Source organism: Alcanivorax sp. (assembly GCF_019431375.1).
Taxonomy (GTDB): Bacteria; Pseudomonadota; Gammaproteobacteria; order Pseudomonadales; family Alcanivoracaceae; genus Alcanivorax; species Alcanivorax jadensis_A.
On sequence record NZ_CP080267.1, the window covers coordinates 3,858,921 to 3,873,308 of the forward strand.

The following is a 14,388-nucleotide window of genomic DNA, read 5'->3' on the forward strand; positions in this document are numbered from 1 at the left end:
CCTCGATTCACCGGGGGGCGCCTGATCCGGGGCCTCTCACATGCGGAGTCTTTCAATGTCCAAGATCAACAAGGTGGTACTGGCCTATTCCGGCGGCCTGGATACCTCGGTTATCGTCAAATGGCTGCAGGATACCTATGACTGTGAGGTGGTGACCTTTACCGCCGATATCGGTCAGGGCGAAGAAGTGGAGCCGGCCCGCGCCAAGGCAGAAGCCATGGGCGTGAAGGAAATCTACATTGAAGACCTGCGCGAAGAATTCGTGCGCGATTACGTATTCCCCATGTTCCGCGCCAATACCATTTATGAAGGTGAGTATCTGCTGGGCACCTCCATTGCCCGTCCGCTGATTGCCAAGCGTTTGGTGGAAATTGCCGAAGAAACCGGTGCTGATGCCATTTCCCACGGCGCCACCGGCAAGGGCAACGACCAGGTGCGTTTCGAGCTGGGTGCCTACGCCCTGGCCCCGGGCATTCAGGTGATCGCTCCCTGGCGGGAGTGGGATCTGAACTCCCGCGAGAAGCTGATGGCGTACTGCGAAGAGCGCAATATCCCGGTGGATTTCTCCACCAAGAAAAAGAAATCCCCGTACTCCATGGACGCCAACCTGCTGCACATCTCCTACGAGGGCGGCAACCTGGAAGATCCCTGGTGGGAAGCGGAAGAAGACATGTGGCGCTGGAGCGTGAGCCCGGAAGCGGCCCCGGACCAGCCCACCTATATCACCCTGACCTATGAAAAGGGCGATATCGTGGCCATCGACGGCGAGCGTCTGAGCCCTGCCGAAGTGCTGGCCAAGCTCAACAAGCTGGGTGGCGACAACGGCATCGGCCGTCTCGACATCGTCGAGAACCGCTACGTGGGCATGAAGTCCCGTGGCTGTTACGAAACCCCGGGCGGCACCATCATGATGCCGGCCCACCGTGCCATCGAGTCCCTGACCCTGGATCGCGAGTCCGCGCACCTGAAGGACTCAGTCATGCCCAAGTATGCCGAGCTGCTCTACAACGGCTACTGGTGGAGCCCGGAGCGTCTGGCTCTGCAGAAGCTGATCGATGCCACCCAGGAACACGTGAACGGCGAAGTGCGCATGAAGCTGTACAAGGGCAATGCCACCGTGGTTGGCCGTCGTTCCGACAATGACAGCCTGTTCGACGCCTCTATCGCCACGTTCGAAGACGATGCCGGCGCTTACGACCAGAAAGACGCGGAAGGCTTCATCAAGCTGAACGCCCTGCGTCTGCGCATTGCTGCCAAGAACGGCCGCAAGTTGCGTTAAGGCAGCCGGACGCTTTGCGTCCCGGTCTGCGAGAACAGAAAACCGCCGTAGCCGAGAGCTGCGGCGGTTTTTTTGTGCCCGGTGTCTGGTCTTTGCGGTTACATAACAACAAGGAAAATGCATTTAATTTGCACGGTAGTCTCAATTAGCCTGAGCGTAGCAACATACTCACAACAACAGGCTGACTGAGGATTTTGCCATGACTATCGGGCAACACCGCTTTTCCATTGTTCACCTGGGGATTCTGACTCTGCTGACCGCGTCGCTGTTGAGTGGCTGTGGCGGCGGGGGCAGTGGCTCCGCCGCACCAGCCACCGGTGCCGACGAGGCCCAGCGTGAAGCGCCGCAGCAGGAGGAATCCCCTGATGAGGTCGTTGATGAGGGAGTGCCGGAAGAGACCGACGACGGGCCGCGTTCGGTGATTTTCGTGGGCAACAACTGGGAAGGCGTGATCGATGTGATCGATGCGGCCAGCTACCAGCGCCTGGGGCGCATCAGCGGTATTCCGGATCAGCAGGAACGGGAAAAAGCCATTGCCCTGAATCCGCTGGACTTTCTGTTTTTCCAGGGCATCCGGGTTCTGATCGGCGAGGGCAACCACCAGTACGTGGATGATATGTACAGCTCCCCGGATGGGCGTCTGCTGATCGTATCCCGGCCCAGTTACGCGGATGTGGTCGCCATTGATGTGGTCAGCGGCGAGATTGCCTGGCGCTTTGAGGTGGATGGCTATCGGTCCGACCATATGGCCCTGTCACCGGATGGCACCCAGGTGGCGGTATCCGCCTCCACCGGTAATGTGGTGCATATTCTGGATGTGGAAACCGGCGAGGAGCAGGGCCGCTTCCCGTCCGGGGATTCTCCCCACGAAAACATCTATTCCGAGGATGGCGAGCGTATCTATCATGCCAGCATCGGCACCGTGTACACGCCGCTGGACAATGAGCTGGTCGGTGATCTGACCGATGGGCTGCTGGGTGAGAACCTGCTGGATGCTACCAAGGGCGAGCGGGTGTTCCAGGTGGTCGACGCCAACAGCCTGGAAATCATCAAGCAACTGGATCTTGAAGCGGATCTGGCAGAGGCGGGTTACGAGAACCTCAGCACCGCAGTGCGGCCCATGGCCCATACCGCCGACGAACGTTATTTCTACTTCCAGCTGTCCTTCCTGCACGGCTTTATCGAGTACGACATGCAGGAAGAGAAAGTGCTGCGACTGGCCGAGTTGCCGGACCTGACCAACGGGCTGCCCCGGGAGTTCTACGTGAATGACTCCGCCCATCACGGCATCGCCCTGAGTGCCGACGATTCGACCCTGTGCGTGGCTGGCACCATGAGCGACTATGTGGCTCTGGTGGACCGCGAGGACTTTTCCCATCAGCTGAAAACCGGTATCGGCGAAAAGCCCTACTGGGTGACCACCAGCGCCGATGGCAACCACTGCTATGTGTCCTGGAGCGGCACCGACCAGATGTCCGTGTTCAACTACCAGACCGGCCAGGAAGTGGCCCGCGTGGACGTGGGCGACCATCCCCAGCGAATCCGCGAAGGCAGTGTGCCTGAGGCCTGGGTCGACGCGCAGGGCAGCCTGTTTCTGCCCTGAGTCGCGGTGCGATAACAGTAGTCGCGAGTTGCGAGAAGCGAGTTTCGAAAGGCAAAATCTCAAAGAGTGGGCGTTTCAGGTTTTTGCGTCTCGAAACTCGTACCTCGTCACTCGCTTGCAACCTGATGCCGGGATCCCCCCCCGGCATGTCCGCTATGAGCGGCGATTCCCCGGATGTTTTACAGTGTTCCCCTCCGCAAATTCCACTTTTTCATTGTCAATCCAGTCCTCTGCCACCACTATTCGCCCTGTAAACAGTAGGGGCTCCCGTGCCCGCTAAATTTGCTGATATGAGGAGCGAACCAGTCAATGCGAATCCTGCATACCATGCTGCGCGTAGGGGATCTGGATCGATCCGTGGCCTTTTATACCGAGGTGCTCGGCATGAAGGAGCTGCGCCGCAAGGAATACCCGGAAGGCCGCTTTACCAATGTCTTCGTGGGCTATCAGCCGGAATCCGAAGGGGCAGTGCTGGAGCTGACGTATAACTGGGACCAGAGCCGTTACGATCTGGGCGACGGTTACGGCCATGTGGCCCTGGCGGTGGACGACGTGTACGCTGCTTGTGAACGCATTCGCGAGCGGGGTGGGCGCATTACCCGCGAACCGGGCCCCATGAAGCATGGCAGCACCGTGCTGGCGTTTGTGGAAGACCCGGATGGTTACAAGATCGAACTGCTGGAAAGGGACTGATGGGCTCTCCAATGGCAAGCAAGGTCACCGTCGGCTGGCGGGAGTGGGCAACCTTGCCCGAACTGGACATCGAAGCGATCAAGGTAAAGGTGGATACCGGGGCGCGCACCTCGGCGCTGCATGCCTTTCAGGTGGAAAGCTTCCAGCGTGACAACCGGGAATGGGTCCGCTTTTCCATCCACCCGATTCAAGGCCAGGACCAGGTTCGTCACTGTGAGGCGCCGGTGCTGGACCGCCGTGTCGTTACCGACTCCGGTGGGCACAAGGAAGAGCGCCCGGTGATCCGCACGGACATCGAACTGGGTGGCCGCCGCTGGCCCATCGAAATCACCCTGACCGACCGCGAAAACATGATATTCCGTATGCTGCTGGGCCGCACCGCCATGGGCGAGATTGTTGTCGATCCCACGGCATCTTTTCTATTAGGTGGAAACAAAGAGCAACCATGAAAATTGCCATTCTTTCGAGAAACAAGCGACTGTACTCCACCCGCCGACTGGTGGAAGCGGGCGAGGCTGCCGGCCATGAAATGCACGTGATCGATACCCTGCGTTGCTATATGAGCATGGTGTCCCACAAGCCGGAAATTCACTTCAAGGGTGAAGTACTGGAAGGCTTTGATGCGGTGATTCCCCGGATCGGCGCCTCCATCACCCAGTACGGCACGGCAGTATTGCGCCAGTTCGAAATGATGGGCGTCTTTCCGGTCAATGAATCCGTGGCCATCTCCCGTTCACGGGACAAGCTGCGTTCCCTGCAGCTGTTGTCCCGCAAAGGTGTGGGCTTGCCTATTACCGGCTTTGCCCACTCCCCGGATGATATTCCCGACCTGATCAACATGGTTCGCGGCGCGCCCCTGGTAATCAAGATGCTGGAGGGCACCCAGGGCATCGGTGTGGTGCTGGCGGAAACCCGCAAGGCGGCGGAATCGGTGATCGAGGCCTTCATGGGCCTCAACGTGTCGGTGATGGTGCAGGAGTACATCAAGGAAGCCGGCGGCGCCGACATTCGTTGTTTCGTGGTAGGGGGCAAGGTGATTGCTGCCATGAAACGCCAGGCCCTGCCCGGCGAATTCCGGTCCAACCTGCACCGTGGCGGCAGCGCCAGCCTGATCCGCATTACCCCGGAAGAGCGTGCCACCGCCGTGCGCGCTGCCCGTATCATGGGGCTGAATGTGGCCGGTGTGGATATCCTGCGCTCCAACCACGGCCCCCTGGTCATGGAAGTGAACTCCTCGCCGGGGCTGGAAGGGATCGAAACCTCCACCAATAAAGACGTGGCAGGCATGGTGATCAAGTTCATCGAAAAGGATGCGCGCCCCTATCGGACCCAGACAAAAGGCTCGAAGGGGTAAGGCCGTTAACGGCAGTGAATAGTTAACAGTGAATAGTTAATAGCGAAAACCGTCTGGCCTTGCTGGTTTTCCGGCCTGTTGTCGGGGCCATCAAGGGCGGTGCGCCGGTATTGGTTCGGGTAAAAAATGAAAAACACGAAAGAACCCAAAGTATTGCCGTTTGAACTGGATGGCGTCAGCGTCAAGCCTGGCACCCGTGCCAAGGTGGAGCTGCCGTTGGCGCAGCTCTATACCCAGACGCCCCTGAACGTCCCCATCCATGTGATTCACGGGCGCAAGCCCGGGCCGGTGCTGATGGTCAGCGCGGCGATTCACGGTGACGAACTCAACGGGGTGGAAATCATCCGCCGCCTGCTGCGTCATTCTGCCCTGAAAAGCCTCAGTGGCACGCTGCTGGCGGTGCCGGTGGTCAACGTGTTTGGTTTCATTCACAAGACCCGCTATCTGCCGGACCGCCGGGACCTGAACCGCTGCTTCCCCGGCTCTGAAACCGGCAGCCTGGGCGCTCGCATGGCCTGGCAGTTCAAAAGCCAGGTGCTGGATCGGGCTACCCATGCGGTGGACCTGCATACCGGCGCTGTGCACCGGGCCAACCTGCCGCAGATCCGCGCCGACCTGTCCAACGACGACACCGCCGCCATGGCCAACGCCTTCGGCGTGCCGGTGGTGATCAACTCGGTGCTGGGTGAGGGCACCCTGCGGGAAGTGGCCGAAGCCCAGGGCATCCCGGTGATTACCTACGAGGCCGGCGAGGCCCTGCGTTTCGACGAGTCCTGCATCCGCGCCGGCGTCAAAGGTGTGCTCAACATCCTTCAGCACCTTGGCATGACCGGCGCTCGCCGCGCCAAGGTGCCCAGCGAGCCCTATATCGCCCGTTCCTCAAGCTGGGTGCGCGCCGAGCGCGATGGCGTTTTCCTGCCGCTGGTGGCGCTGGGGGCCTGGATCAAGAAAGACGACCTGATCGGCCGTATCTCCAGTCCCTTCGGTGGTGATGACGTCAACATTCACTCCCCAGCCGCCGGCATCCTGGTGGGGCGCAACAATATGCCCCTGGTGAACGAAGGCGAAGCCCTCTACCACATCGCTCGCTTCGAGGAAGTCAGCGAAGTGGCACAGTCCCTGGAAGTGTTCACCAGCGATATCGAAAAGGGCCCAACCCTGTCGGGCGAGCCGCCGATCGTGTAATGCGGGAAGGGCGAGGGCGCCAGGCCGACTTGTACGGAGGCCATGGCACAATCGCAGGAATGCCACGAAAAGGGACACTGCCGTGAGAACTGTTGCCACCCCATTGCGTTACATCCCGTTCCGTCGCAAGGATATTGTGGCCATGTGCCTGGCGGAGGAAGGCCTCACGGCGGAACAGGCGGACCAGTTCCAACGATTGGCGGAGCAGCTGCAGGTGACGCTGCACCAGCATTTTCATTCCCGACAGGAAGCCCTCAAGGAGGCCTATCTGGCCGTGAATCCTCAGGCCCGGTTGCTGGACAGCGGTCTTTTGAGAGAGACCCCGGAAGACCTGAAAACCTTGCTGGGAGAGCTGCTGGAGCAGGCGAATTACGAGCCGGTGACCGAGGAGGATCTGGCGGCGGCGCTGGAAGAGGCCTCCTTGTTCAAGGTGCGGTTGCAGGTGGACTTTTCCCGGTTCGAGGAGGTGCTGCTTTACAGCCGCGGGCAGAGCCAGCGCACGGAAACCCTCAAGCTGCTGTGGGGCCTGTACCGCAAGGAGGTCACTTTTACTCATTACGACAACGTGGCCCTGTACCTGAAGGTGCCGCCGGAAGAGGGAGAAGAGGGCGCTGGGGAGCGGGTTTATCTCAAGCTGTTCGAGAATGTGCCCAAGGCGGATATCGAGATGCTGTTCCCGGAAACCCAGGTACGCATGCGCAATATCGACAAGCTGCTGATCGGGGTGCCGGCGCTGGTGGGTGGTGGCGTGATGCTGACCACCAAGCTGGGGGCCACATTGCTGCTGCTCGGTTCGTTGCTCGGTTTCTGGCTGGGAATGCATGCCGAGCCGGTGACGCTGGACAAGGCGGCACTGCTGGCGCTGCTGGCAGGGCTGGGCACCCTGGCAGGTTTCATCTGGAAACAGGTGAAAAACTTCCGTACCCGCAAACTGCAATTTGTGCAGACCCTGACCCGGAATCTCTACTTCAAGAATGTGGCGAACAATGCCAGCGTCATCTATCAGCTGGTGGATGAGGCCGAGGAAGAAGAGAGCAAGGAGACCCTGCTGGCCTACTACTTTCTTTTGGTTGCTGGCGAGCCGCTGTCCGCGGGAGAACTGGACGAGCGGATTGAGCAGTGGTTTGCCGAGCGCTGGCAGTATCGTCTGGATTTTGAAATCAGCGATGCGCTGGCCAAGCTGGAGCGGTTGGAGCTGGCCCGCCGTGAGAATGGTAATGGCTGGCGGGCTTGCCCGCTGGAGCAGGTATTGGCGGTGGTTGGCCCCGGCAGCGGGGCATAACCCGACCTTCCGGGCTTCTGGCGGTTTTCCTGGGCTTTTGTCATCGGTCCGTCGGTGGGTTCTTCAGCCGCCTGTTTCTCAGCGACAATCATGGCCGCGGCCTGCGACATCTCTCTGTCGCCGGGATCTTAAGAGCTAATCCTTCATAAATGCAAATATACGCATAATTCTGTCCGTCATTATTGTCGGGCCGACCTCTGGCTAATCCTCTGCTATACTGCGCCGCGATATGGATACCCTGTTGATTGAGCATTTGGAGTAAATAGATGGTCGCTTTGGTCAAGCCGCATGGTGCGGACGCATTGAAACCCCTGTACGTCGCCGATGAAGATGCCCGCGTTGCCCTGCAGCATGAAGCGGAATCTCTGCCTTCAGTGGTAATCAGCTCGGCAGCTGCCGCCAATGCGGTGATGATGGCTGCCGGTTATTTCACCCCGCTGACGGGCTACATGAACAAGGCTGACATGCTGTCAGTGGCCGACAACATGACCACCGCCGATGGCCTGTTCTGGCCGGTGCCGATCGTCAATATGCTGAAGGATGTCAGCGCCATTGAAGGGGCCAAGCGCATTGCCCTGCGTGACCCCAATGTGGACGGCCAGCCGGTGATTGCGGTGATGGATGTGGCGGCCATCGAGGAAGCGTCTGATGCTGAACTGGAAGCCGTTGCCGAGCAGGTTTTCGCTACCAACGACAAGGAACACCCGGGCGTGGCCAACTTCCTGGCTGCCGGCAACTTTATTGTGTCCGGCGATATCCAGGTCCTGAACTACTCCTATTTCGCCGACGACTTCCCCGATACCTTCCGCACCGCGGTTTCCATTCGCAACGAGTTTGTCGAGCGTGGCTGGAACAATGTGGTTGCTTTCCAGACCCGTAACCCGATGCACCGCGCCCATGAAGAACTGTGCCGCATGGCCCAGGAGGCGTTGAATGCCGACGGTATCCTGATTCATATGCTGCTGGGCAAATTGAAGAAGGGGGATATTCCGGCCGACGTGCGTGATGCCGCTATCCGTAAAATGGTGGAAGTGTACTTCCCGCCCAATACCGTGATGATCACCGGGTACGGTTTTGACATGCTCTACGCTGGTCCGCGTGAAGCTGTGCTGCATGCGGTATTCCGCCAGAACTGCGGTTGCAGCCATTTGATTGTTGGCCGTGACCACGCCGGTGTCGGCGATTATTACGGCGCTTTCGACGCACAAACCATCTTCCAGGAAAAAGTGCCGGCTGGCGCACTGGAAATTAAAATCTTCGAGGCCGACCACACCGCCTATTCGAAGAAGCTGGATCGCGTGGTGATGATGCGCGATGTGCCTGATCACACCAAGGACGACTTTGTTCTGCTGTCAGGGACCAAGGTGCGCGAGATGTTGGGCCAGGGCATTGCGCCCCCGCCGGAATTCTCCCGTCCGGAAGTGGCACAGATCCTGATGGATTATTACCAGGCGCTGGACGCCGGGAAGTAATCCGCCCAGAGCGTATCCGCGCTCAATGTGCATCGTAAAAAAGCCTCTTTTTAGAGGCTTTTTTCGTTTCCGGTTTATGCTGCGGCCCCGTGACTGATGGGCCTCAACGTTGCTGCTGGCGAGACGAGAGTGATTGTTGACGGCCGTGCCCCTCTTGGCGCAGGCAATGGTCACGACAGCACGGAATTTCCCCTGGCGGCTGTGTGCCCCTGGACTGATGACGCCGAGCAGCGGCAGCAAATAACCGATGTGCCTGCGTTTTTGCGGGCCAATATGAGGTAAAATCCCGCCCATTCATTTTTCCGGGTGCCGCGTTTCACTGGTGGACACCCCGTTGGCAGAGTGTAAAGGGACAGGTTATGGCCGTTATTGTGGTCTGTTTGCTGGTCTATGTGGGCTGCATCGTGTTTATCCGGGTGCGTAACCGGGAGCCGTTTGGCCTCAAGCGCCAGCTTTCGGATTTTTCCACCTTCATGGTGCCGTTCAATATTCCGGCTTACTTGCTGTCGAAAGTGCCCACCACGCCCCGCATCGGGCTGGACCATTTCCCCGAGCTGCAGCTGATTGAGGATAACTGGGAAACCATCCGCGACGAGGCGCTGGCCTTGTACCATGGTGGCAATATCACCGCCAAGGAAGACCTGCCGGCCAGCAGTTTTTACAAGGACAACCGCTGGACCAGCTTTTACCTGAAGGTCTACGACAACAAGCTGCCATCTGCTTATGCGCTGGCGCCGAAAACCATGGCCTTGCTGGATCAACTACCGTCCATGAACATTGCCCTGTTTGCGGTGCTGATGCCGGGCAAGAAGCTTAATCGCCACCACGATCCGTTTGCCTACACCCTGCGTTATTCCATGGGCTTGAGCACGCCCAACGATGAGGGCTGTGGGCTGACAGTGAACGAGGACGACTATATCTGGCGGGATGGTGACAGCATCATCTTCGACGAAACCTACATCCATTCCGCCTGGAACCGCACCGATACCCCGCGCATCATCCTGATGACCGATGTGGATCGGCCCATGAAATGGAAGTGGGTGCGGAAGGTGTACTGGTACTTCGGTTGGTTCTTCAACCGCCTGTTCTTCATCGACAACCTGGATAGCAGCCATACCGGAGTTGGTAACAAGCTGGGCAAAGGGGTGATTGCCTACAAGGGGTTCCTGAAATCCGTAAAGCGGAAAAACAAACCCTTCTACGTGACCGCCAAGTGGACAGTGGTGCTGGCGGTGCTGGGTAGTATTGGTTACCAGCTGGTGTAGTTCCACGGAAAAATAAACTGCCGAATGGTCGTGATTTTGCGGCTGGTTGGTTTGGGAGGATTGCCCGATCGTGCCAACATGCCGGTGAACACATCGGTAAGGGATAACAACAATGATAAGGAACATCATTGCCTCGACCTTTCTGGTCTGGGCCAGTGTCGGGGTGACCAGCGCAGACGTGACGGTGGCGCCGGCGGGGGCATTCTCAGCCAGTGGCAAGCTGGCCATGAAAAAAGGCGCCATTCCGGTCAGTTGTCATACCACGTTTAACGGCCAGGTCAGCGAACAGGGGGCGATCCGGGTCACCGAGGTCATCTTCGGCGGCATGAATCCATTGTGCAAAAGCATCAAGGCACTGGCGCTGCCCTGGCAGGGGCAGGTGGATAACCCGGGGCGACTCACCGTGGACGATATGCAGGTCAAGGTCAGGGTGCCGCTATTGGGCGGCATTTGCGGTCCGGGGCCGGTGACCCTGGCCTGGGGCAATACGGATGGTTCAGCCACGTTTGATGCGGTGACCCTGGGCCCGGACTGTGCCATGGACGGGACCATGGTCACCACGCCTCAGGTGGATATTCGCTCTGCCAGTCAGTCTGGCCGCTCTGCGGAAAAGGGGCGTCAGCCCGGTGCCAGCCAGGGCGCCAGTTAACCGGCGATTAATTACCAAAGACCGATTTACCACAGAGGGCACAGAGATCACTGAGGGAAAGCCGCGTTTTCTCTGTGTGCTCTGTGCTCTGGAGTGAAAATGCTTTTGATTCAGGCTTACGCGACGTTGCCAGGGCCTGTTTCATAGCCGGGTTCATAATCGCCATCGTATAGGCTTTGTTATTCCGGCCCGATCGGCGTTTCCCCTCGGGCCAACGCCCCGCTATCATGAGTTTTTTCAGTGACAGCAACTGTTTGCAAGGCAAGGACATAACAATGCAGAACGTGGTGGCGATTCCCGCTAACCCGGCGCTGGTCAACAGCACCGAAGACTTCCTTCATGCCGTCGAGCACGATCGTAAAGACAGCGCCGAGAAATTCATCCATATGGTGGATCACCTCACCGACCGGATTCTCAGCCTGTTTCTGGTAGAGCCGGCCAATATGACCGAGCTGTCCGGTGGCCAGAAGAAAGTGATCGACTTTGCCGTGTCCACCGCCGGTAAGGCATCCAGCATGCTCACCCGCCAGATCTTCAAGAAAGTCACCAACGCGGAATTCGCTCCGGTGGTGAAGAATGTGAAGGCCATGTACTGGCAGGCCGGTGACGACAACGACAACCACGCCAGCATCGCTTTCCCGGTGGAAGACAGCTTCGCTGAGGATTTCCGCAAGGCCACCGAGCTGTGTGCGGCGGGCAAGGGCACCGAAGACGTAGCCCTGGTCACCCGGGTGATGAGCGCCATGTCCGACAAGATCATCGATGAAGTCTTTGTCGCCAACACCAAGGAAGTGAAAATCGGCTTTGTCACCCAGAAGGCCCTGAATGTGGGCATTGATGGCAGCCGCAAGGCCGTGCACGCAGTGAACAACAAGGTGCTCAAGGACCTGAGCGATGACGAACTGAAAGGCTATATGGCCCACTATCAGGGGCTGCTGCGGCAACGATAAGCGAATTAGCTACGAGCTTCTAGCTACGAGCTAGAAGCTAGAAAAAAGGCGCCTTACAGGCGCCTTTTTTCGTTCAGGACTGCTGGGCTTGCGGCCGGCGGTTGCCTGCCGGGCGACGGCGTCGCTGGCTGTTGCCGCCGGGGCGGCTGTTGTTATTGGCCGGGCGAGCCTGGCGGTTCTGGCCATTGCCTCCGCCGCCGTTGCCATTGCGGGCCTGACCGTTTCCGCCACTGCTGTCTGAACGGGCATGGGCGGGTTTGGCTTTCTTCGGGCGTTTGCGCTTCGGTGGCTGCAGCGCCCCCGCTGCCGGTAACGGCTCGCCAGGCTCGAAGCCGGCCACGATCTTGCGCTCCAGCTGTTGCTGGGTAAGCCGTTCAATATCCTTCAGCTGCTGGGCTTCATCGGCGCTGACCAGGGAAATGGCCTGGCCGGTGGCGCCGGCACGACCGGTGCGGCCGATGCGGTGCACATAGTCTTCCGGCACATTGGGCAGATCCACGTTTACCACCTGTGGCAACTGCTCAATGTCCAGGCCCCGGGCGGCAATGTCAGTGGCGACCAGCGCGCGGATCTTGCCGTTCTTGAAATCTGCCAGGGCACGAGTGCGGGCATTCTGGCTCTTGTTGCCGTGGATGGCAGCGGCTTCGATGCCGTTGCTTTCCAGCTGCTTGGCCAGCTTGTTGGCGCCGTGCTTGGTGCGGCTGAACACCAGCACCTGGAACCAGTTGTTGTCCTGGATCAGGTGAGTCAGCAGGGCCGCCTTGCGCTGTTTGTCCACCGGGGCGATCCACTGGGTGACCAGCTCGGTGGTGGTGTTGCGCGGGCTCACATCGATTTCCACCGGATCGTTCACCAGGCCTTTGGCCAGGGCGCGGATTTCCGGGGAGAAGGTGGCCGAAAACATCAGGTTTTGCCGTTTCGGCGGCAGTTTGGAGAGAATCTTGCGGATGTCGTGGATGAAGCCCATATCGAGCATGCGATCCGCTTCGTCCAGCACCAGTATTTCCAGGCGGTCGAATTTCACCGCGTTCTGCTGATACAGGTCCAGCAGGCGTCCGGGAGTGGCTACCAGAATATCGGCACCGCCACGCAGGCGCTGCATCTGCGGATTGACCTTCACACCGCCGAATACCACGGTGGAAGTGAGCGGCAGATTCTTGCCGTAGGTGGCCACACTCTCGGCGACCTGGGCGGCCAGTTCCCGGGTGGGGGTCAGTACCAGGGCGCGTACCTGGTTGTTACTGGCGGCCTGGCCGGCGCGCAGGCGCTCCAGCAGGGGCAGGGTGAAACCGGCGGTCTTGCCGGTGCCGGTCTGGGCAGCAGCCATGACATCGCGGCCGCTGAGTACGGCGGGGATGGCCTGGGCCTGGATTGGTGACGGGGTGTGATAACCCTGATCGGCAACAGCGGCCAACAGGTCATCCCCCAGTCCAAGGGAAGTAAAAGGCATTTAATTGGGTCTGACATAAGAAGGGGCGGCAAGCCTACCCCATCCCGGTCTGGAACACGAGCCCGGCGGTCCGACGGCCAGCAGCTGGACGCTAGCGTATCGGCGGGGTATTGCTGAGAATTTCATCCACCCCGGAGCGAAGCGCCTGGCGCTGTTGCTCTCGCCCCTCCGGCAGGAACGCCAGCACCCGACCGCCCAGGCGGTGATAGGCATCCACCAGGGAGCGGCGGAACAGCGGCAGGCCATGGAATACCGGTGGTAGCGAATAGGTGCGGCCATAGCGGATGGCGGCCAGCGGCCTGAGCCCCATCAGCAGCGACAGGCCGGCTCGGCGGCATTCGTTGTGGGGGGCCATGGTGATGGCGCCAGGGAAATGCTGGCGTAGCAGTTGGGTGTGTTCCGGGTTCCAGAGCAGAAAACGGGCCTGACGGCAGAGCCAGTCGCCTTTTTGCTCCCGGTCGGCCCAGTGGCGCAGCGCCGCCAGGGTGCGTTCGGCGCTTTCCGGTTTGATGTCGAGAACCCAGCGCTGGTCAGTAAAGGTGCAAGCGAAGTCGTCGAAGGTGAGCAAGGATTGGCCGTCATTGAGTCGGTGGGACAGACACTGGTCCGTGTCCAGCTCTTCGATGATGGCGTCACTGCCGGTGGTACGTATCAGGGAGGGATCGTGGTGCAGGATGATCTGACCGTCACAGGTGGTGCGCAGGTCGGTTTCCAGGGTGTGGAAGCCCGCTTCGGCGGCGGCCTCGAACGCATGCAGGCTGTTTTCCACATGGCGCTGGTGCAGGCCGCGATGGCTGATCCAGATCACGTCCATGGGAGTATTCTCTCCCGGACAAGGGCCAGGTTAAAGCGCCACAGGTCGGGAAGGGCGCACTGGCCGGGCTCGATTCAGGCGGCGTGGGCGCTGGCGGTTTCCGCGTCAAAGGATTCCCACTGGCCGGGATGATCCGCGTGGGCATCTTCAAAAAGTCCTGCCAGGGTGTCAGGCACCCATTCCAGATCAAGCTGTTCTTCCTGTTCCATGTATAACCCCTGTTGTATCTTTTTTGAACAGGGTCAAGATTAGCCTGACGGGAGCGTTGGCTCTGTTGTTGGGCTGTAAGCTTTTGCTTACAGCGAGTGACAAAGGTTAATGCAAGGATTGGCGTAACGAGATCCACAATATTCGGTGGGAGAGCGCTAGTTTTATCGCTCGTTCAATCACAG

Annotated in this window: 14 protein-coding genes; 11 read left to right on the forward strand and 3 right to left on the reverse strand. The window is 59.5% G+C overall.

The genetic code is table 11. The annotated features are described in order from the left end of the window. The first annotated feature begins 55 nt into the window (after positions 1–55). The 11 genes from KZ772_RS18025 to KZ772_RS18075 all read left to right on the forward strand — a co-directional run bounded on the left by KZ772_RS18025 (position 56) and on the right by KZ772_RS18075 (position 11,732). The gene (locus KZ772_RS18025; RefSeq protein WP_290537790.1) at positions 56–1,279 is read left to right on the forward strand and encodes an argininosuccinate synthase; all 1,224 of its coding nucleotides are present in this window, start codon (positions 56–58) and stop codon (positions 1,277–1,279) included. 199 nt (positions 1,280–1,478) lie between these two features. Beyond that, positions 1,479–2,882: a serine/threonine protein kinase gene (locus KZ772_RS18030; protein WP_290537791.1), complete on the forward strand. Its 1,404-nt coding sequence runs from the start codon at positions 1,479–1,481 to the stop codon at positions 2,880–2,882. Positions 2,883–3,191: 309 nt separating this feature from the next. Continuing rightward, entirely contained in the window at positions 3,192–3,575 is a 384-nt protein-coding gene (gene gloA / locus KZ772_RS18035) for a lactoylglutathione lyase (protein ID WP_290537792.1), read from the forward strand. Positions 3,576–3,586: 11 nt separating this feature from the next. Then, positions 3,587–4,024, forward strand: a complete 438-nt coding sequence (locus tag KZ772_RS18040; RefSeq protein WP_290537793.1) for an ATP-dependent zinc protease — start codon at positions 3,587–3,589, stop codon at positions 4,022–4,024. Continuing rightward, positions 4,021–4,929, forward strand: coding sequence for a 30S ribosomal protein S6--L-glutamate ligase (gene rimK, locus KZ772_RS18045; protein ID WP_290510142.1), 909 nt, complete (start codon positions 4,021–4,023; stop codon positions 4,927–4,929). Before KZ772_RS18040 ends, rimK begins: the two co-directional genes overlap by 4 nt. A 126-nt stretch (positions 4,930–5,055) precedes the next feature. Next, entirely contained in the window at positions 5,056–6,114 is a 1,059-nt protein-coding gene (locus KZ772_RS18050; RefSeq protein ID WP_290537794.1) for a succinylglutamate desuccinylase/aspartoacylase family protein, read from the forward strand. Between the two features lie 82 nt (positions 6,115–6,196). Beyond that, positions 6,197–7,396: a DUF3754 domain-containing protein gene (locus KZ772_RS18055; RefSeq protein WP_290537795.1), complete on the forward strand. Its 1,200-nt coding sequence runs from the start codon at positions 6,197–6,199 to the stop codon at positions 7,394–7,396. Positions 7,397–7,662: 266 nt separating this feature from the next. Continuing rightward, the gene (gene sat / locus KZ772_RS18060) at positions 7,663–8,868 is read left to right on the forward strand and encodes a sulfate adenylyltransferase (RefSeq protein ID WP_290537796.1); all 1,206 of its coding nucleotides are present in this window, start codon (positions 7,663–7,665) and stop codon (positions 8,866–8,868) included. A gap of 359 nt (positions 8,869–9,227) precedes the next feature. Continuing rightward, entirely contained in the window at positions 9,228–10,133 is a 906-nt protein-coding gene (locus tag KZ772_RS18065) for an aspartyl/asparaginyl beta-hydroxylase domain-containing protein (protein WP_290537797.1), read from the forward strand. A gap of 112 nt (positions 10,134–10,245) precedes the next feature. Continuing rightward, positions 10,246–10,782: an activator protein gene (locus KZ772_RS18070; RefSeq protein WP_290537798.1), complete on the forward strand. Its 537-nt coding sequence runs from the start codon at positions 10,246–10,248 to the stop codon at positions 10,780–10,782. Between the two features lie 275 nt (positions 10,783–11,057). Beyond that, positions 11,058–11,732, forward strand: a complete 675-nt coding sequence (locus tag KZ772_RS18075; protein WP_290510133.1) for a hypothetical protein — start codon at positions 11,058–11,060, stop codon at positions 11,730–11,732. Positions 11,733–11,805: 73 nt separating this feature from the next. On the opposite strand, the gene KZ772_RS18080 is transcribed toward KZ772_RS18075, so the two are convergent. The 3 genes from KZ772_RS18080 to KZ772_RS18090 all read right to left on the reverse strand — a co-directional run bounded on the left by KZ772_RS18080 (position 11,806) and on the right by KZ772_RS18090 (position 14,205). Continuing rightward, positions 11,806–13,182: a DEAD/DEAH box helicase gene (locus tag KZ772_RS18080; protein ID WP_290537799.1), complete on the reverse strand. Its 1,377-nt coding sequence runs from the start codon at positions 13,180–13,182 to the stop codon at positions 11,806–11,808. Positions 13,183–13,273: 91 nt separating this feature from the next. Beyond that, on the reverse strand, positions 13,274–13,996 hold the full coding sequence (locus KZ772_RS18085) for a glycerophosphodiester phosphodiesterase family protein (RefSeq protein WP_290537800.1): 723 nt from the start codon (positions 13,994–13,996) through the stop codon (positions 13,274–13,276). A 74-nt stretch (positions 13,997–14,070) separates the two neighbouring features. Continuing rightward, positions 14,071–14,205, reverse strand: a complete 135-nt coding sequence (locus KZ772_RS18090) for a hypothetical protein (RefSeq protein WP_290510130.1) — start codon at positions 14,203–14,205, stop codon at positions 14,071–14,073. Between the last annotated feature and the right edge of the window lie 183 nt (positions 14,206–14,388).

What these genes read in the sequence shown, in the direction of transcription:
- KZ772_RS18025 (WP_290537790.1), top strand. Translation starts at nt 56, where the DNA reads ATGTCCAAGATCAACAAGGTGGTACTGGCCTATTCCGGCGGCCTGGAT.
- KZ772_RS18030 (WP_290537791.1), top strand. Translation starts at nt 1,479, where the DNA reads ATGACTATCGGGCAACACCGCTTTTCCATTGTTCACCTGGGGATTCTG.
- gloA (WP_290537792.1), top strand. Translation starts at nt 3,192, where the DNA reads ATGCGAATCCTGCATACCATGCTGCGCGTAGGGGATCTGGATCGATCC.
- KZ772_RS18040 (WP_290537793.1), top strand. Translation starts at nt 3,587, where the DNA reads ATGGCAAGCAAGGTCACCGTCGGCTGGCGGGAGTGGGCAACCTTGCCC.
- rimK (WP_290510142.1), top strand. Translation starts at nt 4,021, where the DNA reads ATGAAAATTGCCATTCTTTCGAGAAACAAGCGACTGTACTCCACCCGC.
- KZ772_RS18050 (WP_290537794.1), top strand. Translation starts at nt 5,056, where the DNA reads ATGAAAAACACGAAAGAACCCAAAGTATTGCCGTTTGAACTGGATGGC.
- sat (WP_290537796.1), top strand. Translation starts at nt 7,663, where the DNA reads ATGGTCGCTTTGGTCAAGCCGCATGGTGCGGACGCATTGAAACCCCTG.
- KZ772_RS18065 (WP_290537797.1), top strand. Translation starts at nt 9,228, where the DNA reads ATGGCCGTTATTGTGGTCTGTTTGCTGGTCTATGTGGGCTGCATCGTG.
- KZ772_RS18070 (WP_290537798.1), top strand. Translation starts at nt 10,246, where the DNA reads ATGATAAGGAACATCATTGCCTCGACCTTTCTGGTCTGGGCCAGTGTC.
- KZ772_RS18075 (WP_290510133.1), top strand. Translation starts at nt 11,058, where the DNA reads ATGCAGAACGTGGTGGCGATTCCCGCTAACCCGGCGCTGGTCAACAGC.
- KZ772_RS18080 (WP_290537799.1), bottom strand. Translation starts at nt 13,182, where the DNA reads ATGCCTTTTACTTCCCTTGGACTGGGGGATGACCTGTTGGCCGCTGTT.
- KZ772_RS18085 (WP_290537800.1), bottom strand. Translation starts at nt 13,996, where the DNA reads ATGGACGTGATCTGGATCAGCCATCGCGGCCTGCACCAGCGCCATGTG.
- KZ772_RS18090 (WP_290510130.1), bottom strand. Translation starts at nt 14,205, where the DNA reads ATGGAACAGGAAGAACAGCTTGATCTGGAATGGGTGCCTGACACCCTG.